This is a genomic window from Acinetobacter bereziniae, from assembly GCF_016576965.1.
In the GTDB taxonomy this organism is placed as follows: domain Bacteria; phylum Pseudomonadota; class Gammaproteobacteria; order Pseudomonadales; family Moraxellaceae; genus Acinetobacter; species Acinetobacter bereziniae.
This window is the reverse complement of record NZ_CP066119.1, coordinates 2,165,061-2,190,424: the sequence shown is the minus strand read 5'-3', so window position 1 is coordinate 2,190,424 and position 25,364 is coordinate 2,165,061. Positions and strand designations below refer to the sequence as shown.

At 38.2% G+C, this 25,364-nt stretch carries 30 protein-coding genes; 7 read left to right on the top strand and 23 right to left on the bottom strand.

The genetic code is table 11. The features are described 5' to 3' along the window. From I9192_RS10180 to rpiA, 4 genes are all read right to left on the bottom strand, one after another. A complete protein-coding gene (locus I9192_RS10180; protein ID WP_200150371.1) occupies window positions 1-504 on the bottom strand; it encodes a VOC family protein in 504 nt (167 codons plus the stop codon). A gap of 31 nt (window positions 505-535) precedes the next feature. Then, window positions 536-892: a glyoxalase superfamily protein gene (locus I9192_RS10175; protein ID WP_005029215.1), complete on the bottom strand. Its 357-nt coding sequence runs from the start codon at window positions 890-892 to the stop codon at window positions 536-538. 52 nt (window positions 893-944) lie between these two features. Next, window positions 945-1,619 (bottom strand): M48 family metallopeptidase, encoded by a 675-nt coding sequence (locus I9192_RS10170; RefSeq protein ID WP_200150370.1) that lies wholly within the window; start codon window positions 1,617-1,619, stop codon window positions 945-947. Between the two features lie 85 nt (window positions 1,620-1,704). Then, window positions 1,705-2,376 carry a ribose-5-phosphate isomerase RpiA gene (gene rpiA, locus I9192_RS10165; RefSeq protein WP_200150369.1) on the bottom strand — a complete coding sequence of 224 codons (672 nt, stop codon included), beginning with the start codon at window positions 2,374-2,376 and terminating at the stop codon, window positions 1,705-1,707. Window positions 2,377-2,491: 115 nt separating this feature from the next. Here rpiA and ilvA point away from each other — a divergent pair, with 115 nt between their 5' ends. Beyond that, complete coding sequence (ilvA, locus tag I9192_RS10160; RefSeq protein WP_004830962.1) at window positions 2,492-4,030, top strand: threonine ammonia-lyase, biosynthetic; 1,539 nt, start codon at window positions 2,492-2,494, stop codon at window positions 4,028-4,030. A gap of 271 nt (window positions 4,031-4,301) precedes the next feature. Here the strand turns inward: ilvA and I9192_RS10155 are convergent, their stop codons facing one another. Beyond that, the gene (locus tag I9192_RS10155; protein ID WP_005029220.1) at window positions 4,302-4,799 is read right to left on the bottom strand and encodes a hypothetical protein; all 498 of its coding nucleotides are present in this window, start codon (window positions 4,797-4,799) and stop codon (window positions 4,302-4,304) included. Between the two features lie 51 nt (window positions 4,800-4,850). Next, the gene (locus tag I9192_RS10150; RefSeq protein WP_005029222.1) at window positions 4,851-5,396 is read right to left on the bottom strand and encodes a hypothetical protein; all 546 of its coding nucleotides are present in this window, start codon (window positions 5,394-5,396) and stop codon (window positions 4,851-4,853) included. A gap of 234 nt (window positions 5,397-5,630) precedes the next feature. Between I9192_RS10150 and I9192_RS10145 the strand changes: the two genes are divergently transcribed. After that, window positions 5,631-6,281 (top strand): potassium channel family protein, encoded by a 651-nt coding sequence (locus tag I9192_RS10145; protein WP_004830966.1) that lies wholly within the window; start codon window positions 5,631-5,633, stop codon window positions 6,279-6,281. Window positions 6,282-6,289: 8 nt separating this feature from the next. Next, on the top strand, window positions 6,290-7,642 hold the full coding sequence (locus I9192_RS10140) for a TrkH family potassium uptake protein (RefSeq protein WP_004830967.1): 1,353 nt from the start codon (window positions 6,290-6,292) through the stop codon (window positions 7,640-7,642). Between the two features lie 484 nt (window positions 7,643-8,126). Here the strand turns inward: I9192_RS10140 and zapE are convergent, their stop codons facing one another. After that, the gene (gene zapE / locus I9192_RS10135) at window positions 8,127-9,281 is read right to left on the bottom strand and encodes a cell division protein ZapE (protein WP_005029227.1); all 1,155 of its coding nucleotides are present in this window, start codon (window positions 9,279-9,281) and stop codon (window positions 8,127-8,129) included. 108 nt (window positions 9,282-9,389) lie between these two features. After that, window positions 9,390-10,400, bottom strand: a complete 1,011-nt coding sequence (locus tag I9192_RS10130) for a helix-turn-helix domain-containing protein (RefSeq protein WP_005029229.1) — start codon at window positions 10,398-10,400, stop codon at window positions 9,390-9,392. Window positions 10,401-10,554: 154 nt separating this feature from the next. Here I9192_RS10130 and I9192_RS10125 point away from each other — a divergent pair, with 154 nt between their 5' ends. Both I9192_RS10125 and I9192_RS10120 read left to right on the top strand, forming a co-directional pair. Next, complete coding sequence (locus tag I9192_RS10125) at window positions 10,555-12,072, top strand: flavin-containing monooxygenase (RefSeq protein WP_005029232.1); 1,518 nt, start codon at window positions 10,555-10,557, stop codon at window positions 12,070-12,072. A gap of 86 nt (window positions 12,073-12,158) precedes the next feature. Beyond that, window positions 12,159-13,067 carry a lysine exporter LysO family protein gene (locus I9192_RS10120; protein ID WP_005029234.1) on the top strand — a complete coding sequence of 303 codons (909 nt, stop codon included), beginning with the start codon at window positions 12,159-12,161 and terminating at the stop codon, window positions 13,065-13,067. Window positions 13,068-13,172: 105 nt separating this feature from the next. Here the strand turns inward: I9192_RS10120 and pyrF are convergent, their stop codons facing one another. Beyond that, complete coding sequence (gene pyrF, locus I9192_RS10115; protein ID WP_005029236.1) at window positions 13,173-13,853, bottom strand: orotidine-5'-phosphate decarboxylase; 681 nt, start codon at window positions 13,851-13,853, stop codon at window positions 13,173-13,175. 103 nt (window positions 13,854-13,956) lie between these two features. Beyond that, window positions 13,957-14,505: a helix-turn-helix domain-containing protein gene (locus I9192_RS10110; RefSeq protein ID WP_004830974.1), complete on the bottom strand. Its 549-nt coding sequence runs from the start codon at window positions 14,503-14,505 to the stop codon at window positions 13,957-13,959. Between the two features lie 117 nt (window positions 14,506-14,622). On the opposite strand from I9192_RS10110, the gene I9192_RS10105 reads away from it, so the two are divergent. Beyond that, window positions 14,623-15,285 (top strand): AzlC family ABC transporter permease, encoded by a 663-nt coding sequence (locus I9192_RS10105; protein ID WP_005029238.1) that lies wholly within the window; start codon window positions 14,623-14,625, stop codon window positions 15,283-15,285. Between the two features lies 1 nt (window position 15,286). Then, window positions 15,287-15,604, top strand: coding sequence for an AzlD domain-containing protein (locus tag I9192_RS10100; protein ID WP_005029240.1), 318 nt, complete (start codon window positions 15,287-15,289; stop codon window positions 15,602-15,604). A 73-nt stretch (window positions 15,605-15,677) separates the two neighbouring features. Here I9192_RS10100 and I9192_RS10095 read toward each other — a convergent pair whose 3' ends face one another. From I9192_RS10095 to I9192_RS10035, 13 genes are all read right to left on the bottom strand, one after another. Then, entirely contained in the window at window positions 15,678-16,043 is a 366-nt protein-coding gene (locus tag I9192_RS10095) for a lipopolysaccharide assembly protein LapA domain-containing protein (protein WP_004830977.1), read from the bottom strand. Window positions 16,044-16,064: 21 nt separating this feature from the next. Next, window positions 16,065-16,367, bottom strand: a complete 303-nt coding sequence (locus I9192_RS10090) for an integration host factor subunit beta (RefSeq protein WP_004720793.1) — start codon at window positions 16,365-16,367, stop codon at window positions 16,065-16,067. A gap of 159 nt (window positions 16,368-16,526) precedes the next feature. After that, on the bottom strand, window positions 16,527-18,203 hold the full coding sequence (gene rpsA, locus I9192_RS10085; protein WP_004830978.1) for a 30S ribosomal protein S1: 1,677 nt from the start codon (window positions 18,201-18,203) through the stop codon (window positions 16,527-16,529). 118 nt (window positions 18,204-18,321) lie between these two features. Further along, window positions 18,322-19,011 (bottom strand): (d)CMP kinase, encoded by a 690-nt coding sequence (gene cmk, locus I9192_RS10080; RefSeq protein ID WP_004830979.1) that lies wholly within the window; start codon window positions 19,009-19,011, stop codon window positions 18,322-18,324. A gap of 11 nt (window positions 19,012-19,022) precedes the next feature. Further along, window positions 19,023-19,457, bottom strand: coding sequence for an SRPBCC family protein (locus I9192_RS10075; protein ID WP_004830980.1), 435 nt, complete (start codon window positions 19,455-19,457; stop codon window positions 19,023-19,025). 86 nt (window positions 19,458-19,543) lie between these two features. Next, window positions 19,544-20,068, bottom strand: a complete 525-nt coding sequence (tadA, locus tag I9192_RS10070) for a tRNA adenosine(34) deaminase TadA (RefSeq protein ID WP_005029246.1) — start codon at window positions 20,066-20,068, stop codon at window positions 19,544-19,546. 6 nt (window positions 20,069-20,074) lie between these two features. Continuing rightward, window positions 20,075-21,196 (bottom strand): enoyl-CoA hydratase/isomerase family protein, encoded by a 1,122-nt coding sequence (locus I9192_RS10065; RefSeq protein WP_004830982.1) that lies wholly within the window; start codon window positions 21,194-21,196, stop codon window positions 20,075-20,077. Further along, window positions 21,193-21,906 carry a uracil-DNA glycosylase gene (ung, locus tag I9192_RS10060; protein WP_004830983.1) on the bottom strand — a complete coding sequence of 238 codons (714 nt, stop codon included), beginning with the start codon at window positions 21,904-21,906 and terminating at the stop codon, window positions 21,193-21,195. Before ung ends, I9192_RS10065 begins: the two co-directional genes overlap by 4 nt. Window positions 21,907-21,980: 74 nt before the next feature. Next, entirely contained in the window at window positions 21,981-22,577 is a 597-nt protein-coding gene (locus tag I9192_RS10055; protein ID WP_005029250.1) for a 6-pyruvoyl trahydropterin synthase family protein, read from the bottom strand. 225 nt (window positions 22,578-22,802) lie between these two features. Beyond that, complete coding sequence (gene gspK, locus I9192_RS10050) at window positions 22,803-23,774, bottom strand: type II secretion system minor pseudopilin GspK (RefSeq protein WP_004830985.1); 972 nt, start codon at window positions 23,772-23,774, stop codon at window positions 22,803-22,805. After that, window positions 23,767-24,420 (bottom strand): type II secretion system minor pseudopilin GspJ, encoded by a 654-nt coding sequence (gene gspJ / locus I9192_RS10045; RefSeq protein ID WP_005029252.1) that lies wholly within the window; start codon window positions 24,418-24,420, stop codon window positions 23,767-23,769. The genes gspK and gspJ overlap by 8 nt, the downstream gene beginning before the upstream one ends. Before the next feature lie 2 nt (window positions 24,421-24,422). Then, complete coding sequence (gene gspI / locus I9192_RS10040) at window positions 24,423-24,806, bottom strand: type II secretion system minor pseudopilin GspI (protein ID WP_004830987.1); 384 nt, start codon at window positions 24,804-24,806, stop codon at window positions 24,423-24,425. Continuing rightward, a complete protein-coding gene (locus I9192_RS10035) occupies window positions 24,793-25,359 on the bottom strand; it encodes a prepilin-type N-terminal cleavage/methylation domain-containing protein (protein WP_005029254.1) in 567 nt (188 codons plus the stop codon). Before I9192_RS10035 ends, gspI begins: the two co-directional genes overlap by 14 nt. Window positions 25,360-25,364: the final 5 nt, after the last annotated feature.

Here is a 25,364-nt window from a genome sequence, read left to right as displayed (position 1 = left end):
TTAAATTGGTCTTTCCCCAAGCACCTCAACAATACGTAATAAATAGCCATCTGGATCTTGGACTAAAAATTGTTTTTGACCATGCTCTCCATCATCTGCACGATACCAGCATTCTTCCAACTCACTGAACAGTGACCATTGAGCCAAAGTTAAACGACTTAAAATTTCATCAAGCTGTTCAACTTCGATTTGAAAGTTTATCCCTCGTCCCAATGGATAATCTAACTGTGCTGTAAGCCATTGCCCTTCCTGTTGCTGTTGCTGTTGCTGTTGCTGTTGCTGTTGCTGTTGCTGTTGCTGTTGCTGTTGCTGTTGCTGTTGCTGTTGCTGTTGCTGTTGCTGTTGCTGTTCCAGCATAAACTGTACACCATCCAGATCAAGGTAGATAAATTGTTCTTCTTTTCGCTGATACATAACAGTAAAGCCCAAAAGTTCCACCCAAAACTGATAACTTTTATGCAAATCTTTTACGATTAGTTCTGGGACCAATTTGTTCCATTGCATTGAACACCTATCCTATTATCATTTTATAAATCTAAGATTCAATATGTTGCAATATATTGATGATTTTTCCAAATGGGTCTTTGACATAAAAACGCTTTACGCCCCATTCTTCCTGAGTCAACGCGTACGTGATGATCAAATTCAACTTCACTGCCTGATGATACAGTTCATCGACATTATCTACCTCGATTGAAAAATCAGGTACAACTGTTGAGTTTCCACCTTGTGATGCAATGCTAATTTGAGGGTGCATCATTTCATAATTGGCATAGGTTTTGATCCACCCATGATCCATGACTAAATCCATGCCTAGAAAGTCAGCATAAAATGTTTGTGCCAAGGTCAGGTCAAAAGCCTGAATATTACTGACGATTCTTTTTATTGCCATGTTATTTTCCAACGCTGTTTTTTTAAAATTTACACTTTATTTTACGATTGGATCAGCTCCACCACCAAGGTAAAGTTCCATTTTTTAAAATTTGACGATGTTGCTTATAATTCGGATCATATTTCGCTACTTCCGACCAAAATGTAGCGCTGTGATCAAAATATCGAGTATGCGCTAATTCGTGTATGCATACATAGCGTGTGATCTGTAAATCACACAATACCAATGCGCTATTCAACATAATGTCATGCCGAGAAGTACAACTTCCCCAACGGGTTTTAGGTTGTCTAATTGTACACTGTTTATACTTTAAACCTGTTTGTTCACTGATTTGTTGTAAGTACTTGGGCAAATGCTGTTGAGCATAATGAATTACAAATTTTTTTAAATAAACTTCGGCTTGATGATCACTGATCAAAATGGTAAGTGATTGCTCATCAAAAACATAGGCTTGCCTTTGCTTTTGATAAATAATCTTGAGTGGTTGTTGCAGATTAAATAGTGTCAATGTAGATGGTAAACTTCGGTCAACAAGCGAAATATGTTGTTGCTGTTTTTGCCATGTTTCGATCACCCATTGTTCTGACTGTTTTAAAAAATCATCAATTTGACGTTGAGTACAAAACTTGGGCACAGTTAATCGAATTTGAGATGGTTCAACACGTAAACGTAAACGTGTTGCACGTGCATGATGAGTAATTTTAATTTCAGGAAGAGTGGCTGTCATATGACTCTAAATTTAATTTACCCCAATGCCTTAGAAGAAAGAAAACCCTTCTCCACGAAGGGTTTAACAGGAATAGAACTAATATTTAGATCGCTTTACGCTCTTCAATACCATTATTGGTTGCAACGATGGCAACATCAGCTTTATTGATTGCAAAAATCCCGTTGCATACAACACCTGGAATATCGTTGATGGTCTTTTCCAATTCAAACGCATTTAAAATATTCAAATTAAAAACATCTAAAATCACATTACCGTTATCAGTAACAACACCCTCACGATAAGTCGGATCACCCCCTAAAGAGACGATTTTGCGTGCAACTGCTGAGCGTGCCATAGGAATCACTTCAATTGGTAACGGAAATTCACGTCCTAATTGCTCAACCCATTTTGAATCATCGACAATACATACAAACTTTTTTGCAATTGAAGCAACAATTTTCTCGCGTGTCAGTGCAGCACCACCACCTTTGATCATATGCATATGACGATCAATTTCATCCGCGCCATCCACATAGGCATCTAAACCACCGACATGGTTCATATCAACCACCTCAATTCCTAACTTTTTAAGGCGTTGCGCAGTCGCCTCAGAACTTGCTACCGCAGCTTCAAGTTGAAGTTGAGGCAAAAGCTCAATCAAAAAATTGACCGTACTTCCAGTTCCCACACCCAAAATGCCCCCTTTTGGTAAGTGTTTTAAAGCGGCTTGGGCTGCAGCTTGTTTTTTCTCATCCTGGGTTGCATAAAGGCTCATGACATCTCTCAATTAAATTTCAATTTCCTGCACATTTTGCATAATTTTAAAACGCAAAGGTGCAACGGTTTGTTACAATGGATGCTCATTTTAAACTGTTAGATGGAAAATTAACATGCTGTCTCGTTTGGTTCGACAAATATTACAGGCAACGGTCTATGACGTTGCAATCGAAACCCCACTCGAAGCAGCGCCACGAATTAGTGAAAAACTAAACAATAACATTCGCTTCAAACGCGAAGACTTACAACCTGTCTTTTCTTTCAAGCTGCGCGGTGCTTATAACCGTATCAGCCAATTACCGAAATCTCAGTTGGAACGTGGCGTTATTACTGCTTCTGCGGGTAACCATGCACAAGGCGTGGCTTTATCTGGTCAAAAGTTAGGTATTCGCGCCATTATTGTGATGCCCAAAACCACACCCGATATTAAAGTACAAGCCGTTAAACGTTTGGGTGGTGAAGTGGTTCTCCACGGCGATTCTTTTGATGTTGCCAATAAATATGCAATTCAACGTGCAGCAGATGAAGGAATGACCTTTATTCCACCTTATGATGATGAACTGGTGATGGCTGGGCAAGGAACGATAGCCAATGAAATTTTACGTCAATGGCGCGATGTTGAATATGTATTCGTTGCGGTTGGTGGTGGTGGTCTTATTGCAGGTGTAGCAGCGTATCTGGGAGATGTCGCACCACATGTCAAAGTCATCCCTGTAGAATATGATGAATCTGCCTGTCTAAAAGCCGCTTTAGAAGCTAAAGAACGCGTGATTTTACCTTCTGTTGGTTTATTCGCTGATGGCACAGCTGTGGCTCAGATTGGTGAGAAACCATTTGAAGTTATTCAATTACAAAAATCTGATCTTTCAGGACCAATTGTTGAGCCAGAGGTTGTTTTAGTCAACACCGATGAAATCTGTACAGCGATTAAAGATACTTATGACGAATGTCGCAGTATCGTAGAACCTTCTGGTGCAATGGCTTTGGCAGGTATCAAAAAATATGTAGAAATGCATGGGCTTGAAGGCAAGAACATGGTGTCAATTGTTTGTGGTGCAAACATGAACTTTGACCGTTTACGCTATATTGCTGAAAGAACTGAATTAGGTGAACGTAAAGAAGCGATTTTTGCAGTTACGATCCCAGAAGAAAAAGGCTCTTTCCTTAACTTCTGTCGTGCTTTACAAGGTCGTAATATCACTGAATTTAACTATCGCGCAAGTGATGCTTCAGCAGCTCAGGTTTTTGTCGGTATTAGTTTGAAATTTGGTGAAAAAGAACGCCATGACATCTATGAAGCATTGAAAGTTCATTATGATGTTGATGATCTATCTGATGATGAAGTCGCAAAACTGCATATTCGTTATTTGATTGGTGGTCATGCAGATATTGCCAATGAACGCTTATTCCGAGTTGAATTCCCTGAACGCCCAGGCGCATTATTGACTTTCCTTGAACGTTTGGGTCCTACACATAACATCAGCTTATTCCATTATCGTAATCATGGTGCAGCTGAAGGTCGTGTTTTGGTTGGTTTGGATGCAGAGGATGCCGTACAAAACCCAGATGGTTTAATTGAAACTTTGGAAAATATCAATTATCCATACCAGGAAATTACCAATAATCTCGGTTATCAACGTTTCTTGAAATAAATTTAATGAAGTCTATAAATAGCCCGTAATACTTTACGGGCTATTTATATCCATTTTATAAAAATAATAGACTTGCTTGATTCATCACTCTTTCCCGAACCGTCATTCAGCAAAAATAGTTACTCAATCTCCTTCTTTTGCAATGCAAGATAGAACTATCAATATCGCTATAATTTCACGCAGTTCACTTTTTAATAGTCGAAAGGGTTTTAAGAAGTTAAAACATATAGATCAAATATTTAAAACAATCATACAATAAAGTGACCTATACTCAATATACGACCATATTTAAATCACCATCATCATTAAATGCCTCATTAAAAGCATCTGCAATTTGAATCAATTGATCTTCATCTTGCGTAGGTAGCAACATCCAATATGGATTCTCTCGATAAACCACTAATAATGATAACTTGTATTGGTTGGCTACTTTTTTAATCGCATCAAAAATAATTTCCTCTGTACGTTCCATCACATCCATTTGGTCTTCAAATGAAACATCATCAGCATCTTCAAATTGTTCAAAGAGTTCCCCAACGGCACTTTCAATTTCATTTTGCAATTGTTCAGTGTCAACATTGTGCTTTTTAAAATAAAAGTTATCTTCAATTCCATTATCATAATAATCTTTTAATTCAAAATAATGTAGGAAACCATGCTGTTCATTGATCCATTCATCAAAAGAATCGAATTCACCGTCTACTGGAATGGGTTGTGTCTTTAATTCAGCAACAGTTGCTTGTAGAAGTGGGTATATTTTATGTGGCATTATAATCTCTCATCATATTATTGTTAGCGTAGTGAAAAGCAAATTTAAACCTCAAGTCGATCTAGAACAATCAAATAATGCATAGTGCTCTATACTGACATCTTCATCATGAAATTGTTTATTAAAATGTTTACAGAATTTTTCGATTTTATGCTCATGGTTGGGGACAATTAACCAATAATAATCTTCAGCGTAGATCAGAAGCAACTCATGCTGATGTTGTTTTGCTTCGGTTAATATTTCTTCAAATACAATATCATAGACTTGATCTTGCACATTATAATAACGCCCAATAACATCTTTATGCAATTCATAATGATCAAATAAAGGTTGAGCTCTTTGACGAATGGTACTTTGAATACCTAGACCATCAACGGCATATTCATGAAATACCGCACTTCGCTCAATCTGATTTTCATGAAATTCCATGCGATCTATTTTCATCAAATACGCACGAAAACGACCACCGAATTTTTCAGCAGCCATCCAATCCAGAAACTCTTCAAAACTTTTACGATACTTCTTTTTTGGTATATCCCTTTGCTTCAATTCAGGGAACCAATGTTGGAGTATTTTATAAATTTTTTTATCGTCCATTTTCTTATACTTACTTAAAGAACTAAATCTTGATGAGGATCAATTTTGTATACCTTGACTGAGCATAGCTAACTCATTTGAAGGTTTTATGACATAATTCAGGTTTTATTTACATATATCAGTTTATATTCAAGGTTTCGAGATTGGCGATTGAATACTTTAAATATAAAATATATAAAAATTGAAGATGATAATGCTCACACAATTTCAGTGCTGAGATAAGGATTTTGTAGAATGGCGCAGTTCGCTGTTATCGGTTTAGGTAGTTTTGGTGAAGCTGTTGCGCTTGAACTCACCAACTTAAACCATGATGTGATTGGTATTGATACATTAAAGAAAAATGTAGAAAACATTGCAGATAAAATCAGTCATGCCGTCATTGCAGATGCAACAGATGAACATGTTTTAGATGAACTCAATATCAAAAATTGCGATGCTGTTGTAGTTGCAATTGGAGAAGATATTGAAGCCAGTATTTTGTGCGTACTTCATCTCAAAAACCTGGGTATTGAAAAGATTTTTGTCAAAGCCAAATCTAAATCCCACCACATGATTTTATCGCATTTGGGAATCAGTAAAATCATTCACCCTGAAGAAGATATGGGAATCCGTGTTGCCCAGTCTTTAAGCTATCCGATGGTCAGACGCTATATGGCGCTCAATAATGATCGTTATATCGTAAAAATTGAAATTGGTGCGAACTTACAAGGCGCTCAGTTTCAAACTGTCATGGAAAATACCCCAGAACTCACCACTTTATTGTTACAACGTGGATCTCATGTTCTCTATGATATTGCACCTGGCACAATTTTACAGGAAAAAGACATTTTAATTCTTGAAGGACCTGTAGAAATGCTCAGACAATTTTCGATTCGCTTCTTATAGTTATAACTATGCGTTTATCTAAAAAAGAACTGATCAACAAGCAACACAACAGTATCAATCTCAGCCCTCCAAGCTTACTCGCTTTAGGTTTTCTGAGTTTTATTATTATTGGAACAGTGTTGCTCAAACTTCCTTTTGCCCATCAAGGTGATTTGACTTGGGTGGATGCCCTCTTTACTGCGACATCCGCAGTAACGATCACAGGGCTGTCAGTCGTGAATATCGGTGAATCACTGACCACTTTCGGTCAAGTGGTGGTTATGATCTTGATTCAATGTGGTGGTCTGGGATTTATGACCTTCGCAATCCTCGCTGCACTAAGTCTATCGTCCAAGATTGGGCTCAAACAGCAAATTATGGCGCAAGAAACCATTGGGCAAACCAGTTTAGCAAGAGCAACTTTTACTGTTAAAGGTGTTTTTCTCTATTCATTATTTTTTGAAGCGATTGGTACGGGTATTCTGACCATGGCATGGTCGCATCATTATGACCTAGAACACGCTTTCTTCTATGCCCTATTTTATAGTATTTCTGCTTTTAACAATGGTGGATTCTCACTATTCCCCAACAGCTTAATGAGTTTCTCAGATCAGTACATGGTGACCTTTACCATCAGTATGTTATATATCATTGGTGGTATTGGTTTTGTTGTATTGATGGACATTAAGAAAGCCAAACGCTGGAAGAAACTTTCAACCAACAGCAAACTAATTCTGTCGACCATTGCTGGGCTCAATCTGTTTGCGTTTATCGTGATTTGGGCGATTGAAGCATCTAATCCACTCACACTTGCACCTATGTCTTTTGGTGACCAAGCACTTAACGCATGGTTTCATGCAACAGTTCCTCGTTCATCAGGCTTTAACAGTTTGGAAGTCAGCAGTATGAGCAATGCTTCTACCTTAATCACCATGGTGCTAATGTTTATTGGTGGTGGTTCGCTCAGTACTGCGGGTGGGATCAAAGTGGGTACTTTTATCATTATGATTTTAAGTGTCATCACTTTTTTAAAACGTTCAGATGAAATTACAGTTTTTGGTCATTCTGTTTCTCATCAAGCTACATTTAAAGCCCTTGCAGTCATAGCCATCACTTCTCTTTTGATTTTGATTGGTTTTTTTACTTTATTGATCCTTGAACCAGATAAAAAGTTTTTAGATTTACTATTTGAAGCGGTCTCCGCAGCATGCACTGTTGGTTTATCGCGAGGGATAACTGAAAATCTGCATGCAGGCAGTCAAATTGCCTTAATTTGTCTCATGTTTGCTGGACGTCTAGGTCCTCTTACATTAGCTTATTTGATTGCAACCCCGAATAAAAGTCGTGTGCGCCACCCTACTACAGAAATTCAAGTGGGCTAACTTCTATCTTTGCAGACGAAGTGTCTAAAGAATCATTCAATACATGCCCATCAGCTTATGCGGATGGGAAAATATTGAGCTTGAAGTTTTATTTATATAGTCAATCTGTTGAAAAATTCATACAGTAGAATATCATTTCTCTTGATCAATAAAATTAAAACGATCAATATATTGTTTAATGATATAAAGCTAACACTGCCACGCTTTAGCTCTAAAGTTTAAATTGTTTTGCGTAGGCGATACTTTACTTTTCAGAGATGAAAAGTAACAAAAATCTTCCGTTGAGCGAGGGGTACATCCTCATCCCCCCGCTCAACATGGCGACATCCATGTCGCCTCGTGATAGCAAGACTGTTTATGATTCAAAAGTACAAAATAAACGAATCATCCAAATCACTTGTATGAATAATCAGGCGGTTTGACTATAGCTTGCATAAAAAAGCGATCTTGTTGACCAAGATCGCTTTTTACATACATAAATCAATTATTCAACTTCTAATTCACTGTTGCCTTTAATCAGACGATGTTCAGACTGTAAATATTCATCAGACTGCATTTCTAGCAAACGCGAACGTGTACGCTCAATTTCAAAGGCAAGCTTTTCACCTTGATAAATTTCAATAATTGAATCTTCAGAAGTTAATAATAATTTTACTCCACGATCATAAAACTCATCGACCAAATAAATAAAACGACGTGTTCCTTCTGAAAGCAAATCAGTCAAATGCGGTACATTACTCACAAGAACAGTATTATAAATATTTGCAATTTCAATAAAGTCAGATGGGCTACGCGGCTTCATACATAGCTCTCTGAAATCACACCATAATACATCTTCAGTATGTCCCAGAGTTTCAACAATACGATTATTAATCGTAATAGGTTCTTCCGACACCGTCTGTGAAGCTGTCAAAGCACTAAAACGTTTTGCCATCCACACTTTATGATCATCGGTTAGCGGCGCTTTAAACAATTGTGCCTGTTTCAATACTCGTAAACGATAATCTACCCCAGCATCTACATTTAAAACGACGCAATGGGTTTTCACCATTTCAATGGTTGGGATAAAACGATCTCGATGGATACCATTTTTGTATAAGCCATCTGGCGCAATATTTGAGGTTGCTACTAAAGTAATGCCACGAGTGAACAATTTCTGGAACAAGTCACTCAAAATCATTGCATCAGTCACATTGGACACAAAAAATTCATCAAAGCAAATAACAACCGCTTCTTTGTAAATCTGATCTGCCACAATATCCAAAGGATTACGCTGCCCAGATAATTTATTAAGTTCTTTATGAACAAATTGCATAAAGTGATGAAAATGCATGCGTGTTTTACGACGAAATGGGATGGACTCGTAGAATTGATCCATTAACCATGTTTTCCCTCGTCCAACGCCACCCCACATATAAACCCCTTTTGGCGCTGTTTGGCGACGGAAACGACGAAAAGCCTTTTTTGAAGCTTTATAACGATTAATCAGCTCTTGCCATACACGTTCCAGCTCATGTACTGCTTGTGCTTGAGCATCATCTGGTAAAAATTGCCCAGAGGATAATGCTTTGGCATAACGCTCAGCAGGTGAAACGGGAGTAAATGCTGTTGAGGAAGTTCTATTCTGATCTAATAACATATCGTATTGTTACTTTTAAAGGCTAAAGGAAGTATATCGAAGATTCATTTTTGATAAATAAAACTTTGGCATAATTTCGATACTGTATTTCATTTTAACACCACCTGTTTATTTACCGTACTGTCGCGGGCTTTGTCCAAACCAACGCTTAAACGCATGATTAAATGCCGCGGGTTCTGAATAGCCTAACAATTCGGCAATCACTTCAATCGAATACTCTTTGTATTCAATCAAACGTAAAGCTTTATGTTTAATTAACTGCTCTCGAATCTGTTTATAGCTGGTATTCAATTGTTGCAACTGATGGCGCAAGGTACGCTCAGGAACATTTAAAGCCTGTGCAACCTCAGCCATCGATGGAATAACACCTTGTTGTAATTCCAAATAATCATTGACACGTTGAATCAGCGGAGCAACTTTCTGTTCCTCAGCATTTAAACGCTCAATTTCAGCAATACATTTTGCCTCATACACCCGATGGGTAATGGGATCAGCTGAAGGTATGGGCAATTGCATCACATCTTCATTAATCCAAAATGCAGCGTTATCACAATTAAAGTGTAAATCTGAACCATAATAATCATGGTATTGTTTTAAAATACTGGGATCTTGAGGTTGCTGAAACGGTAATTCAATTCTGACACTTGGTGCAGTTAATCCCATCATTTTATAAATATCGTCAAGAAATTTATAGGTCCCTGAAATTTCACATTGCGCCCGAAGTAAACCCATTTCGGTTTCCAAATCCACTGGTTGATAAGTCAGTGCAATTTGATGATGGCCTTTTTCAAGTCCAAGTACTCCATACAGATAAGTCAAACCTTGATAACGAATCCCATTTTGAATTGCATCACCGACATTACTGCAAGTCACCAATAGCATCAATAAAGGACCATATCCTGCTAGAGAATAATGCTGACCAATGAATAAACCTGTTTCAGGCTGTACACCTTGACCGATAATTTTCTGAATATCCCACTCTAAACTGGGATGAATAATTGAACTCGGATCAAGTGCATCAGCTTTAATCCCGACACTTGCAAGACGTGAGTCAACATCAATTCCCGCATTACGCATACCGTGAATTAAATACATTAAACCGAGAATCGATCGCTTCATTTCATCATCATTTCATTTTCACCCAAACTTTTTACTACAAAGTCAACTTTTTGGAAATTGCCGAATATATCAATTTTCATGTCAGTGCAATCATATTTCAAATTCTACAATTTCTATATTCTATGCAAAACTGGAAAACTCAGAGTAAAGAAAAATGAGTACAACATCTGCGGTTAAAGCAAAATCAACACAAGTTGCAATTATTGGAGCAGGTTTTGGGGGATTAGCCATGGCAATTCGCTTAATACAAGCCAATATCCATGACTTCATTATCCTTGAAAAAGCCAATGATGTGGGCGGTACTTGGCGTGAAAACCAGTACCCTGGTGCTGCTTGTGATGTTCAATCGCACATGTACTCACTTTCATTCGCCCCCAAAACTGATTGGTCAAAACGTTATGCGGAAGCACCTGAGATTTTTGATTATATCCAAGATTTGATTCAAGAATATGATTTAAAAAAATATATTCAATTTAACCAAGAAGTGATTTCTGCACAATATGACGAAGATCAGTTTAATTGGCATTTAGCATTAAAAAATGGTCAGCAAATTGATGCACAATTTGTTATTTTTGCATCTGGTCCTCTGCATGTTCCACAAATTCCACAGATTAAAGGCATTGAAAAATTTAAAGGTGAAGTGTTTCACTCCTCTCAATGGAACCATAAATATAATCTAAATCAAAAGAATGTTGCCTCCATTGGGACTGGAGGAAGTGCAATTCAGTACATTCCTGAAATCGCTGCCAAAGTCAAAAATCTCTATGTATTACAACGGACACCTGCTTGGGTAATCCCACGTGATGAGCGTGCCTACAATACGCTTGATAAAAAGCTATTTCAGCGCTTTGAATGGTTTAGAAAACTACATCGTGCCCGTTTATATTGGTCGAATGAGTCGCGTGTAGTACCTATTGTTAAACCACAAATCATGAAATACGGTCAAAAACTTGCTGAAGCCTTCATTAAATTCCAAGTCAAAGATCAACAAACAGCGAAAAAACTCATTCCTGATTATGTTATGGGCTGTAAACGCATCCTTATTTCAAATAAATATTTTCCAACTTTCAATCGTGACAATGTTGAACTGATTACTGATGCTATTCAAGAAATAACGGAAGACAGCATCATCACGAAAGATGGTAAAGCACGCCAAATTGATTGTTTAATCTATGGTACTGGTTTTATTACTGATCCACGCATTTACTTAAAATCTTTTGATTGCTATGGGGAAAATGGTCTTGAATTAAAACAAGCTTGGAAAGATGGCGCAGAAAGCTACTATGGTGTCATTACCAAAGGCTTTCCAAATCTATTCCAATTACTTGGACCGAATACTGTATTAGGGCATAACTCTGTTATTTTCATGATCGAATCCCAAGTCAATTATATTTTACAATTGATTCAAATGGTGCAAAAAACCCAAACGCAAGCTGTTGTCGTTAAAGCAGAAATTCAAGATCAATTTAATGAAAAAGTTCAAAAGCAACTTGAAGGTACCGTTTGGCAGTCAGGTTGTGTGAGTTGGTATCAACAGGATGGCGGTAAAAACTTTGCGCTTTGGCCTACATATACCTGGAAGTTTTGGTTAGAAACACGCAAGCTTAATCCGAGTGATTTTAGACTGTTAGGAAACAAACAAAAACTTCAAGCCAAATCTCAAGCCGCATAATTTTTTGATAATCAGGACATAATATTGCAAGCAGCTTTTAAAAGCTTCGCTATAATAGATAGGTTTTCACTGCCTATCTATTTTTTATGCAATCGCTTTGGTTAATTTTTCAACTATTATTTTGCTTGTTTTTAGGATTTATTCTCGCTCGAAGAATTCCTCAAATTATTGAAAAAATCGCGTTCAAGATATTACCTTATTTCACTTATATTTTACTGATTGCGATTGCCATCGAATTTTCTCAGACCATTCACAATATTGCCAGTCCTGCACAAATATTAACCAGCGCCCTGACGATCGCATTAACCACATCATTGGGTGCTTTTATCTGTTGCTACATCGTGTTTAAAGCGATTGGATTTAAACCCGCCCAAGGTAAAGTCTCTGCTGAGTTATTGCTCGGTTCGTTATTAAATATTAGTTATGCCTTTGTCGCTTTGGCAATCGGTTATGCACTGGCTGAGTTTGCACATGCTGCTGATTTACCTTTACATATCAGTACATGGAACCTACTTTTAGTTTATATGCTGTTGATCGGTTTGGATCTAGCTTATTCACCACTGGATCGTTCTTGGTTAAATTGGAAAATCATGCTGGTTCCTTTGGCATGTGTAATCGGTTCACTCTTTGGTGCAATCGCTTCATTTTTCTTGATACAAGGCATCAGTATGAGAGATTTAATCATGTTATCGCAAGGTTATGGTTTCTATTCTATGACTGGGATTGTAGTAACAGAATTAAAGAACGCTCACTTAGGTAGTGTGGCTTTAATGAATGATTTATTTAGAGAAATATTTGCAATTTTATTTATGTATCTGATTGGATGGCGTTACCCACGATCTGCAATTTCTTCAGCTGGTGCAACAGCAATGGATGTCACATTACCTATGGTAAAACAAGCCTGCGGCAATGACTTTATTCCACATGCGATGGTCAGTGGTTTTGTCCTGTCTGTACTTGCTCCAATTGCGGTCAGCATATTGGCAGCACTTTAAACGATTTATAATTTCGAATGTTTTTCATACATCGTTAGATTAAAATGTTCTTTATAATGCAACCAAAAATAACCCTCTTTTCAATATTGAAAGAGGGTTTACTTTTTAAAGCGTTGCGAGAATATCTTGAAGTGTTTGGCTTGGATTTTCCGATTGAGTAATCGGTCGACCAATGACTAAATGTGTCGAACCATCAAGCATCGCTTGTTTAGGTGTAACGATACGTTTTTGATCGTCTGCATTTGCACCTGCTGGGCGAATCCCAGGTGTAACAAGCGCAAATTCTGCACCTAGCTCTTGGCGTAACATTTTTGCTTCTTGTGCAGAACAGACTACACCATCCAAACCACTGTCTTGAGTGAGTTTGGCAAGACGCTTCACTTGCTCAAAAGGTTCTATATCTAAACCAATATCTCGTAGATCTTCACGCCCCATTGAGGTCAAAACAGTTACAGCGATCAGTTGTGTAGAATAATTACCTGCTTTTAAACGCTCTACACAGGTCTCCATCATCTTACGACCACCAGAAGCGTGCACATTCACCATCCATACGCCTAAGTCAGCCGCAGCACATACTGCCTGAGCAGTCGTGTTTGGAATATCATGAAATTTCAAGTCCAAAAATACTTCAAAGCCTTTATCATGCAATGCTTTAACGACACTTGGACCTTCATGAGTAAATAGTTCTTTACCCACCTTTAAACGGCATAGTGATGGATCGAGCTGATCAGCAATTTTTAGGGCGTCATATTGGCTTTTTGCATCTAAGGCAACAATAATACTCACGGATCTTCATTCCATCACATAAAATTTGGCACATTATAAAGTGATTAGGAGAAGCAGAAAACCGACTTCACTAAAAAACCCAGTTTTAACATTGCAAAATGCACTATCTCTGTTCAGAAATTAGAATTGCACGTGTATCTTGCTCGAGTGCTTCAAAGATATGCGCTTGATCTGCTGGATAAGACATATAATCACCAGCTTTTAGAACTTCATAAGCATTGACCAAACCTACTTTCGCTGATCCCTGCATGATAATAATATGCTCTACACTCCCTACGGGATGCGGTTGACTACAACGAGGTTCTCCTGGTTGAGTCGTTAAAATATACACATCACGTCTTGCATTCGGTGGACATGTTGCTAACAAGACTGCTTGATAATTCGATATTTCAGAAGTTACAGAAGCACCTTCTCCATAGCGAATAACTTGCGATGATTGTGTTTGTACCTCTACCAGTTTAGCAAAAGGAATATTTAAAGCCACACATAATGCCCATAATGTTTCCAGACTAGGATTACCCTGTCCAGACTCAAGCTGAGAGAGTGTAGATTTCGCGATGCCTGCACGTCTTGCAACCTCTCCTAAGGACAAGGCTGCACTTTTTCGTTCTCTTTGTAAATTGGTTGCAATGATTTCAATAGGTATCGTCATTATTTCACTCAAAAAATACGATCGTTCGATTTGACGAACAATCACAATCAAACTATTATAACAAATGACTGTTCATTATATCGAACAATCCTACACTCTAAATTCAGGCTGAATCTGATGAAGTATAAAGAAATTAAAAGCTTACCTAGACCTCTTGTCAAATCTATTGTGATTATTTGTATAGCCACAGGATTAATTGGTGTTTCCTTAGGCTCACTTGCTGTCAACTATCACCTGCCAATCTGGATTCCATTGCTTCTATCAAGTTGCGTACTGGCAGGTGCTGCTGAATTTACATTTATTGGCATGATCGCTTCTGGGAGCAGCCCAATTACTGCTGCAATTGCTGGGCTTTTAATCAATCTTCGCCACCTCCCATTTGGTTTAGCTGTACATCATTTTATTGAAAATAATAAGTTTAAGTTTTTTGCAAGTCATATCATGAATGATGAAAGTGTATTATTCGGGCTTACACAATCAACAGACATTCTAAAACGAAGTGCATATTGGCTTTGTGGAATGGGAATTTTGCTGACTTGGCCCTTAGGCGTATTGATAGGTTATCTTATGGGAAGCCAGCTAGAGTATACAAAACTTTTAGGAATCGATACGATTTTTCCTGTAGTGCTGTTTGCACTTACATTCAAGGCATTAAAGCGAAAATCAACACGGAGATCCGCAATCACAGGTGCAATAATAAGTTTAGCAACAGTTCCTTTTCTTCCAACTGGAATCCCAATACTCATGTCCTTGTTGGGTCTAATTGCAGGAAGAAAATAACATGAATCAACAAATGATTATTTTAATTGGTATTATGATTCTTGCAGGTGGCACATACCTAATTCGCTACTCAGGCTTGGCATTTAATCATTATTTTTCGATCAGTAAACAGCAAGAACAATTGTTTAATGATGCAGCAACCACTTTACTTTTTTCGATTGCAATCTTGAGTACTTTTTTTGAAGGCAACGAATCGACTGATTTTGCTAAAATTATCGGTGTCGCTGTCGGTTTGTATCTAATTTGGAAAAATTATTCGCTGATCAGTATTATTCTCGTATCTACGCTTGTTACTACTGTGTTTCGCTTGATCAAGTAGTACGATTTTAAGAATCAATAAGAAAGCAAAAAGCGCTTTACCAGTGAGATAAAGCGCTTTTTTAGCATAATGATTAAAGAGGATTAGAATTCTTGTTTTCAGGTTGAATATCTAATACCGTCTTTTCATGACGAGCATTTGCAGCAGCTTCAGCAGCAGCCAATTGCGCAGTCTGAATTTGTTCCTTTCTGAGATGATCAATATCTTTACGAAGACGCTTAACTTCCCAAGCATTTTGGAATACACGGAAAACCTGTACACCAAGCAACAATCCAAGAACAATTCCGAGGACTAAAGTCAATAATAGTAATAGCCCTAAACGCATTGCTGGTACCTGAGTAAACAACAAGTCTACTGGTAGTTCAGCAGGATTTTGTAGGACTAATGCTAAAGCATAGCCAAATACCACCAACAGTAATGCAACTAAGAAATAGCGCATAATCACCCCATTCGAATTTTATTAGTTAGCAGATTCGTTTACTGCATCACGCAATGCTTTACCAGGCTTAAAGTGCGGCACTGCTTTCGCTGCAACTTCTACAGACTTACCTGTTTTAGGATTACGACCTACACGCGGCTCACGGTGGTGTAGTGCAAAGCTACCAAAACCACGAATTTCAATACGATCATCTGAAGACAATGATGCAATCATTTGATCAATCATAATTTTTACTGCTTCTTCAACCAATGGCTCTGCCAAATGTGGGTTCTTGAGAGCAATTCTTTCTATTAAGTCAGACTTATTAAGTGCTTCAGTTGTCATTTAAGACCTCATTAATTTTAATGCTATTTGACATACACTAGATAATATCCTTTTTAAATACAAAAAGGTAGCGCAGTCATCATATACTACGCTACCTTTTACAGTATTTGAATAAAAAATATTAATTAATTACATTAAATAATACTTCTTAACAATAACTTAGTGGTTCATTTGCGCTTTGATCAAATCACCAATAGTCTTAGGACCATTGTCTTGACCATTTGCAGCTGTCTTCAAGTTAGCTACTGCTTCTTTCTCTTCAGCTTCGTCTTTCGCTTTAATCGACAAGTTGATAGAACGTGATTTACGATCTACATTGATGATTTTAGCTTCAACTTCTTGACCAACTTCTAAGAATTTAGTTGCATCTTCAACGCGATCGCGGTTGATTTCAGATGCTTTCAAAGAAGCTTCAACTTCGTCAGCTAACTTAACAGTAGCGCCTTTAGCGTCAACTGCAGTTACTGTACCTTTAACCAACGCACCGCGTTCGTTAGCAGCTAAGAAGTCATTGAACGGATCGCTGTTCATTTGCTTGATACCAAGGCTGATACGGTTACCTTCTGCATCTACAGACAAGATAACAGCTTCAACTGTATCACCTTTCTTGTAACGACGGATGGCATCTTCGCCTTGTTCGTTCCAAGAAATATCAGACAAGTGAACTAGACCATCGATACCGCCTGGTAAACCGATGAAGATACCGAAGTCAGTGATTGACTTAATCGTACCTGAAACTTTTTCACCTTTGTCGTGTGACTTAGAGAATTCTTCCCATGGGTTCGCACGAGTTTGCTTGATACCCAATGAAATGCGGCGACGCTCTTCATCAACTTCAAGAACCATAACATCAACTTCATCACCAATCTGAACAACTTTAGATGGGTGGATGTTTTTGTTGGTGTGATCCATTTCAGAAACGTGAACTAAACCTTCAACGCCTTCAGCGATTTCAGCGAAACAACCGTAGTCAGTTAAGTTCGTTACACGCGCTTTAACGATAGAACCTTTAGGATAACGGTTCATGATCGCTAACCAAGGATCTTCGCCTAATTGCTTAAGACCTAAAGATACACGGTTACGTTCTTTGTCAAATTTAAGTACTTTAACAGTAACTTCTTGACCCACTTCAACAACTTCTGAAGGGTGTTTGATACGTTTCCAAGCCATATCTGTGATATGAAGAAGACCATCAATACCACCAAGGTCAACGAATGCACCGTAATCAGTAAGGTTTTTGATTGTACCTGTAACTGTTTGACCTTCTTCCAATTGAGAAAGAAGCGCTTCACGGTCAGCTGAAGATTCAGCTTCCATAACAGCACGACGAGATACAACAACGTTGTTACGTTTAGCATCAAGTTTGATTACTTTGAATTCTAACTCTTTACCTTCAAGGTGAGTTGTGTCACGGATAGGACGAGTGTCTACCAATGAACCAGGTAAGAATGCACGAACTGGACCGATGTCAACAGTGAAACCGCCTTTAACCTTACCAGAGATAACACCAGTAACGATTTCGCCGTCTTCAAAGATTTTTTCAAGTTTAGTCCAAGTTTCAGCACGTTTCGCTTTTTCACGTGATAAAACTGTTTGACCCATACCGTTGTCAAGCGCTTCAACAACAACATCAACTTCGTCGCCAACTTGAACTTCAAGTTCACGTTGTTCGTTTAAGAATTCTGAGCGTGCAACAACACCTTCAGATTTAAGGCCAGTGTCAACAGTAACCCAGTCAGAGTCGATGCTAACAACGATACCTTTAATAACGGCACCTTTGTCGATATTAAGAGTTGATTCGCTTTCTTCAAAGAGGGCTGCAAAAGATTCGGTCATGATATACCTAGAAAAGTCAGCGGTCTTGGATCAGACAAGGCCGGTTTAGTTAAGCATCTACATAGTCCATATGAAACTGATCAAGCTATGCTTTTGCTAATATTTAATTAAATATTCGTTACTTAGCTAAATGAGTATCGACATAATCAGTCATCAGTTTAAATACTTCATCAATGTTCAATTCCGAACTATCGATGATATAAGCATCTACTGCTGGCTTGAGTGGAGCGACTGCGCGTTCCATATCTCGCTTATCTCGAGCTTGTATATTAGCTAAAATGTCGCTTATTTTAACATCCAGCCCCATTCCCTGCAACTGTTTTACACGACGTGCTGCACGGGACTCAGCCGATGCGGTGAGATATATTTTAGCTTGCGCTTGTGGAAAGATCGAAGTCGCCATATCTCGACCATCTGCAACCAAACCAGGCATTTGAGCAAATGCATGCTGACGTTCAACCAAAGCCGCCCTAAGCGCTGGAATTGCAGCAACTTTTGAAGCAAATTCCCCCACCCGTTCAGTACGGATGGTTTGGGTCACATCTTCCCCATCGAGTAAAATAGTTGTACCCGTTTCAGTCGTCTTAAACACAATATCCAAATGCATTGCAATTGTAACGCTTTGTTGAAGTGTATCCACATCATCCAAAGTATCCAACAATGCTTTTTGATGTAACGACAACCCAAGCAAACGATAGAGCGCCCCAGAATCCAAGAGATGAAATTGATAATGATCTGCGAGTTTTGCTGCCAGTGTTCCCTTACCAGAACCACTCGGTCCATCAATCGTGATAATTTGAATTGTCATTGTATTTCCAATTAAGCTACAGACTTTGCAAGTTTCTTAAAGCCAAGTGTAATCGCTAGTTTAAGCTGTGCAAGTATTAATTTACTCACAAAAGGTGCACGTGCTTGTAATTCGATCGTATAGTTAACACGGGTTTTATTTGGTGAAAGCTCTTCAAACTCAATAATTCCAATATGGTGTTTGATGAGTGGATTCTTAATCAACTTATATTCGATACGTTTATTGACATCTAGATACGTGATTTGCTCTTGAATTGGTTTAATCGGACCAAATCCCATACGACGAATCGACCCTAATCCATCTGGACGTTCAGGATCAGCCGCATCTTTTACACGTACCACTTGTACAGGCGCAAATGCCACATTGTAGGTTGCATGTTTCGACAGTAAGTCAAATACCTGTTCAACTGGTGCATCAAACTCTTGTTTTACTTGAATAGAATTCATTATTGTATCCTTTTATGCTGGTCATATATTTTATCGCATTTATTTTTGACAATATCAATTGTCATTAAAAACACCCGTATTCTAGATCATTTTAATGTGTCATTTAAGGTCTTTTGTTGTTGCTTTAATTGTTTTTTTTGTTCACGACGCATTTTAAAAAAATTAGACAATTGAAGTGAACATTGTTGCTGCAAACATCCACCTTGATATTCAAATATATGATTGTAGTAACCCGTCTCCAACAACCTTCGGCTACTGATGAGCGAACCAGCTTTAGGTTCTTCTGCACCAAATACAACCCGATGTACCCTAGCATGTATCAACGCACCTACACACATTGTGCAAGGTTCAAGCGTTACATATAAAGTGGTATCTTCAGGAAGTCGGTAGTTTTGAATATTGAGACAAGCATGCCGGAGTGCTTGAATCTCGGCATGTGCAGTAGGATCATGTTGTGCAATCGGTTGGTTAAAGCCCATGCCAATTAATTGGCCTTGACTGACCAAGACTGCACCTACAGGTATTTCACCAAGGGAAGCTGCGAATGCAGCTTGCTCTAAAGCAAGTTGCATCCATTTTTCATCAACATTTTGCTGCGACAATTCAGTCATTTTAGACTAGATAATGCCATATTGAGTCAATAGTACATTCCAACTTTCAATAGTCGTTTTCGGCGGATTGTGTCCAAGAATGCCTTTTAACGTTCTTGATTCAACCTTTTCCCACTCTGGAGAAAGATCTTTGTCAACTAAACGCGCACGCACACCTTCAACAAAATCTGGATGACGAATTTTCCAGTCAGAAATTTGCTTTTCCAACTCAAATACTTCAGCCCAAGAATGAACTTGGCGTCCCCATTGCCATAATAACCATGTAATTGCAGCAGTACTTGGAGAACCTTTTTGTAAGTTCTCACTGGCTTGGCGCAACCAGTCACTGCGTGCATCGCTTAAACCAATGATCGCTTCATAATCTTGTTCAAAGTTTACACCACGACAAACACTATGGATTACATCCAATGAGTTTTGTAGAGGACCCGGTGAAACTGGGCGATGTAAACTATTTAGCGTGTCATCCAAAGCACGGAAATCACCAGCAGGATAATGATCCCAATCAATATCGAGTAATTTTTGCAACACCACATCACGTTGCGCATCACAAATGTGGGTTGCCCAACCAATTCCATAACCACCTGCAGCAGTCATGATGGATCCTGTTAAACCAGTAAATAATCCGATAGGACCACGATCTGCCAAGAATCGCGTCGCACCAACATCTGGATAAAGTCCAATATTCACTTCTGGCATCGCCAAACGAGAGTAAGGCGTCACCAAACGGAATGGTGCAGCCATAAATAAGCCTAAACCACCACCCATAACATAACCTTCACCCCAAACAACAATAGGTTTGGCATAGTTATGCAGCAATAGATCTAAAGCGTATTCCGTTTCAAAGAATTGATTGGCAGTTTCGACTTCATTGTTAATCACCAATTGACGAAGCTTACGCACATCACCACCGGCACAAAATGCCTTAGGTGTAGTTGAATCTAACCAAATTGCCTTGACTGCATCATCATCATGAAAATCTTCAAACAGCTTCAATAGTGCTGCAACGATGGATTCATCCAGCGCATGAAGCGATTTAGGGCGATTTAACCGAATAATGCGCCAACCATTTTGCGCTTCTTCGATAATCAAATCAGGGTGATAGTTATTTATTTCGGGAGAATTTGTCATGCGTCCAGCTGCCAGTCGATTGGCTCAATGCCATGTTGTTTCAGGTAATTATTTGTTTTAGAGAAAACCTTACAACCAAAAAAACCACCACGATTTGCTGCCAATGGAGATGGATGAGCAGCCTTTAATACAAGGTGTTTGTTCTGATCGATACGTTGTCCTTTTTTCTGAGCATATGCACCCCATAGGATAAACACAATATGCTCTCTTCGCTCATTGAGTACATCAATGACATGATCGGTAAAATTTTCCCAACCACGTTTCTGATGTGATGTAGGTTGCCCAGCCTCTACAGTCAATACACTATTAAGCAGTAATACACCTTGTTGCGCCCATTTACTCAAATCACCATGTCGTGAGACTGGAACACCTAAATCGGTATTCAGTTCATGAAAAATATTGCGTAAAGACGGAGGTAATGCCACCCCTTTTTGTACAGAAAAACTCAATCCATGCGCTTGATCAGGACCATGATAAGGGTCTTGTCCAAGAATCACCACTTTCACATTTGGAAGAGGCGTCGTGTCTAAGGCATTGAAAATGAGCGAGCTTGGTGGATATATGGTTTTGTTTGCATTTTTTTCAGCCACTAAAAAAGAACGCAAATCATCCATTTGCTGACTTAATAGGAAATCAGCCAAGCCTTCTTTCCAACTTTGATCTAACCGAACTTGATTTAGTTTTGTTTGTTCGAGTTCAGACAATTGCATCAACTTTCATCCTAAATTTTAATTTCCTAAAAACGTATCTATATCTCAATGGATTTCTTGATTGAAACCGCAATTTATATTTTAACCTGTAAATCCACTTCAGGGTTTTGAAATTGAACACCTTGTTTCAATTTTTCATACATTTCAGGGTCTGTCCACTCAACTTGAACTTGTTCAGAAAAAATAATTTTATCCAAACTTAGCAGTCCCATTTGTGTGTTTTCAATATCTTCCTGAAAGCTTTGCGCATATCCTGTATCTGTTTCATGCACGATAACAGAATAAACCTCAACATCACCTTCACCATTCTGGGTAATGGTTGATTTTAGAACCTGTTGCGCAAGAAAGAAAAATACGCGTGAAAACTGCTCAGCTGAAGGTGAAACAGGTAATGCCACCCAACGCGCACTAAATGTTTTACACGCTTGAATATACTCAGGACTATCTTCTTGCCAAAAACATATCGCATGATCAAAGCTATCAAAAATTTCTTTGATTATTCCTTTCAGCAATCCAAAATCATATACCATTTGACCATGATCAAGTTTTGAAGCTTTCAGTAATAACTCAACTTTATAGCTATGCCCATGTATAGATCGCTTACAACGATCTGATGTGCAATTACGCACAATATGTGCATTTTCAAACTTAAATAACTTACGAATTAACATGAGCCAAATTTTATAAACAAAGCGGTTAAGAAACTCGATTATAAAGCAAAACTCGAACCCTGAGCATTAATTTTCTCGTTCATTACAATTAGCTAAAAGGATAATCCCCTTTTTTGGCTTGGATTGAGCTTATCCAATTCAATAAAATATCTCAACCAACCTTTTTACAACCTTAAAAATCCTTTTAGAATAATAAACTTACAGATAATTCTTTTAATGTTTTAATTAAAAAGGTGCCAAACTTCGTGAGTATACAAACACTTGCGACTGATCATTTCGTAACAAATGACTGGTAAATTGACGCTTACGGTTGCTTAATAAGACTTCGATTTTTGCTTTAAAATAATTCGATCTCACGCCAAAAATTTTGTCTGCTTCTGTTTTTTCCGTTGCATCCAAACTATCAAAGGGTGATATTTTCATCAAATCACCCACATTGGCAAAATACTCAAGTTTTTCTTGGCGTGCATTTAATGCAGTTTGTATGCTATTGACATCTAATTTTTCATTGATTGCTGCCAAAACCATGGCAGGTGCTGTATTGACATTAATTCGCGTATTGATGTCTGGTAAAGCTGATATGTAAGGCGCAATCAAATCATATTTGGTACCTTCAAAACCACGCACCAACTTTAACTCTTCAATACTGGCAAATTTACGATTTGCAGCAGAATAAGGTTTAGGGAGACCTTGATAGTAGCTTGTTTCTGCTCCCATTGCGCCGATCGTTTCATTATCAGGATCTTGCCAATCAATAACCGCCTGAACGTTATCCGCGGGTAAACCAACACGCACCAACAATTTAGAGAAATATTTCTGTGCTGCCTCATTCGGCTTAGCTTCAGTGTTTAATAAACTATTGAGATTGAATTTACCCGATTCATCTTCCAAAACACCTGAGACATAACCATCTTCCACTGGAAAGGCTGGCATGGGTTTTGCCCATGTTTCTTGAAGGTAGTCAGCCTCTTTCCCATTCTCACTATCCTGAACCAATATCTCAGAATAAAAAGCTTCTGCACTTTTGGCATAGAACAAGGCTTGGCTTTGACGTTTTAAAAAGCCTGTGCTTTCATTGGTATAGCTTTGATGTTTTGCAATTGATGCAGCAATAATAGTTGCCAAAGCCACCATTACTAAAATAGTAATTAAGGCAATCCCTTGCTGTGGTTTGAATTGTATAAATGATTTATCCATTTTGATTATTCTTTATCAAAAAATCAGTATTCAATAAACTAAAAATCCACTCATATTCTACTTCATGAATCGTGATTTTCATTTTAATTCCACGCGGTAATTGGCTATCATTTTTAGTTAAGTCATTTGGCCAACGATCTGACTCATTTGGATTGAGTATTTCAATTTGATAGGCATCTACATCCGTCAGCATGACACTCGACAATGGTTGTTCCGAGCTATTTCGATTCAGATTGGAATACTTTAATCGATATAGTTTCTTCTCTTGCTGGTCATAACCGTATTCTATTCGCTCATAAGGTGAGAGACCTTGCTTTAAAGGATCTGTAACACCAGCTTTACTAAATGATAGTTTTTGTCGATCTAAGCGCAATGCAGGTTCAACTTGTTCACCACTTCGGGCTGAAATTGGCACGATTTGCAATGTATCACGCTGAATTTGTTGATATGCACCTTGGAGTTGCCCTAAATTCTCTTCGTGCATCACATTACGATCTTTGACCTTAATCAAATAATCAAATATTTTCCAACCCAAGGCAGAAAGCACAGCAAAAATAGCAATTGCGACAAGTAGCTCAATCAAAGTAAAACCTGATCTTTTCTGCATTTTGACAGTATTATTGTTTTTATTTTGGACGACGTTCATGACTATTTTTCTTTGATTGGATAATTATAAAACACCATATTGGTGATTCCTGCTTCCACTTTACCTGTATCAGTATTAAATAAACTGACCTGCACATCGATTTTTTGCACATCAGGACTCAGTGTAGACTCTGCTTTTTTATCCACTTGCCATGTTTCACCTTGAGCCGTGATCTGTTTTGAAGCTGTTCCAGTTAACCACTCTCGGTTAATCATCATCATTGAAATTTCATTTTGTGCAACAAATTGTGCTTTGGTCCGTAGAATGGCATTGGCTGTAGATTGGGTATATTGCATCGCAACTTTAGTCAAAGCCATTGCTGCAACAGCAAAGATCGCCAATGCCACTACCACTTCGATAAGGGTAAAGCCTTTATTTTTCTTCATCGACTTTACCTAAATAGTCTACCCGAATCACACCACCTACAGGTTTTTGTTGATAATACATTTGAATCATGACAGGTTTTGCTTCTCCATTGCCAAACCAAATCAATTTAGGTGCATTATTTCCCAATAAATCCACATTATTGGCATCTCGAAACTGATGCTCTTGAGGCTGAATAGAAAATGAAACCTGATCTGGCAAATTTCGGCGGGTAAAATCTGTAACATCTTTCCAAGGCTTGTTATCAATCACACGTACACGCTGTACTGGATCTCGCTGCATGGGAATATATTCGACCAATCCATATTGTGCGGTAGCGACATCGGTTGCAGCATGAAAATCCAAAGCATAAATACGGGATTGATCATTGGCTTCACGATTGATTTGCTTTAAATCAAGCAATAGCATCTCACGTGCTTGCATCGCCTTACGCTGATCAACACCGTCAATATTTAAAACAATCAATGAAGCGATAATGCTGATAATCACAATGACAACCATCACCTCAATCAAGGTAAAACCTTTATTGTTGAGAGATGTTGGCATACGCTTCATAACCG

Coding starts and splice junctions, on each gene's coding strand:
- I9192_RS10180 (WP_200150371.1), bottom strand. CDS start 504: ATGCAATGGAACAAATTGGTCCCAGAACTAATCGTAAAAGATTTGCAT.
- I9192_RS10175 (WP_005029215.1), bottom strand. CDS start 892: ATGGCAATAAAAAGAATCGTCAGTAATATTCAGGCTTTTGACCTGACC.
- I9192_RS10170 (WP_200150370.1), bottom strand. CDS start 1,619: ATGACAGCCACTCTTCCTGAAATTAAAATTACTCATCATGCACGTGCA.
- rpiA (WP_200150369.1), bottom strand. CDS start 2,376: ATGAGCCTTTATGCAACCCAGGATGAGAAAAAACAAGCTGCAGCCCAA.
- ilvA (WP_004830962.1), top strand. CDS start 2,492: ATGCTGTCTCGTTTGGTTCGACAAATATTACAGGCAACGGTCTATGAC.
- I9192_RS10155 (WP_005029220.1), bottom strand. CDS start 4,799: ATGCCACATAAAATATACCCACTTCTACAAGCAACTGTTGCTGAATTA.
- I9192_RS10150 (WP_005029222.1), bottom strand. CDS start 5,396: ATGGACGATAAAAAAATTTATAAAATACTCCAACATTGGTTCCCTGAA.
- I9192_RS10145 (WP_004830966.1), top strand. CDS start 5,631: ATGGCGCAGTTCGCTGTTATCGGTTTAGGTAGTTTTGGTGAAGCTGTT.
- I9192_RS10140 (WP_004830967.1), top strand. CDS start 6,290: ATGCGTTTATCTAAAAAAGAACTGATCAACAAGCAACACAACAGTATC.
- zapE (WP_005029227.1), bottom strand. CDS start 9,281: ATGTTATTAGATCAGAATAGAACTTCCTCAACAGCATTTACTCCCGTT.
- I9192_RS10130 (WP_005029229.1), bottom strand. CDS start 10,400: ATGAAGCGATCGATTCTCGGTTTAATGTATTTAATTCACGGTATGCGT.
- I9192_RS10125 (WP_005029232.1), top strand. CDS start 10,555: ATGAGTACAACATCTGCGGTTAAAGCAAAATCAACACAAGTTGCAATT.
- I9192_RS10120 (WP_005029234.1), top strand. CDS start 12,159: ATGCAATCGCTTTGGTTAATTTTTCAACTATTATTTTGCTTGTTTTTA.
- I9192_RS10110 (WP_004830974.1), bottom strand. CDS start 14,505: ATGACGATACCTATTGAAATCATTGCAACCAATTTACAAAGAGAACGA.
- I9192_RS10105 (WP_005029238.1), top strand. CDS start 14,623: ATGAAGTATAAAGAAATTAAAAGCTTACCTAGACCTCTTGTCAAATCT.
- I9192_RS10100 (WP_005029240.1), top strand. CDS start 15,287: ATGAATCAACAAATGATTATTTTAATTGGTATTATGATTCTTGCAGGT.
- I9192_RS10095 (WP_004830977.1), bottom strand. CDS start 16,043: ATGCGCTATTTCTTAGTTGCATTACTGTTGGTGGTATTTGGCTATGCT.
- I9192_RS10090 (WP_004720793.1), bottom strand. CDS start 16,367: ATGACAACTGAAGCACTTAATAAGTCTGACTTAATAGAAAGAATTGCT.
- rpsA (WP_004830978.1), bottom strand. CDS start 18,203: ATGACCGAATCTTTTGCAGCCCTCTTTGAAGAAAGCGAATCAACTCTT.
- cmk (WP_004830979.1), bottom strand. CDS start 19,011: ATGACAATTCAAATTATCACGATTGATGGACCGAGTGGTTCTGGTAAG.
- I9192_RS10075 (WP_004830980.1), bottom strand. CDS start 19,457: ATGAATTCTATTCAAGTAAAACAAGAGTTTGATGCACCAGTTGAACAG.
- tadA (WP_005029246.1), bottom strand. CDS start 20,068: ATGACTGAATTGTCGCAGCAAAATGTTGATGAAAAATGGATGCAACTT.
- I9192_RS10065 (WP_004830982.1), bottom strand. CDS start 21,196: ATGACAAATTCTCCCGAAATAAATAACTATCACCCTGATTTGATTATC.
- ung (WP_004830983.1), bottom strand. CDS start 21,906: ATGCAATTGTCTGAACTCGAACAAACAAAACTAAATCAAGTTCGGTTA.
- I9192_RS10055 (WP_005029250.1), bottom strand. CDS start 22,577: ATGTTAATTCGTAAGTTATTTAAGTTTGAAAATGCACATATTGTGCGT.
- gspK (WP_004830985.1), bottom strand. CDS start 23,774: ATGGATAAATCATTTATACAATTCAAACCACAGCAAGGGATTGCCTTA.
- gspJ (WP_005029252.1), bottom strand. CDS start 24,420: ATGAACGTCGTCCAAAATAAAAACAATAATACTGTCAAAATGCAGAAA.
- gspI (WP_004830987.1), bottom strand. CDS start 24,806: ATGAAGAAAAATAAAGGCTTTACCCTTATCGAAGTGGTAGTGGCATTG.
- I9192_RS10035 (WP_005029254.1), bottom strand. CDS start 25,359: ATGAAGCGTATGCCAACATCTCTCAACAATAAAGGTTTTACCTTGATT.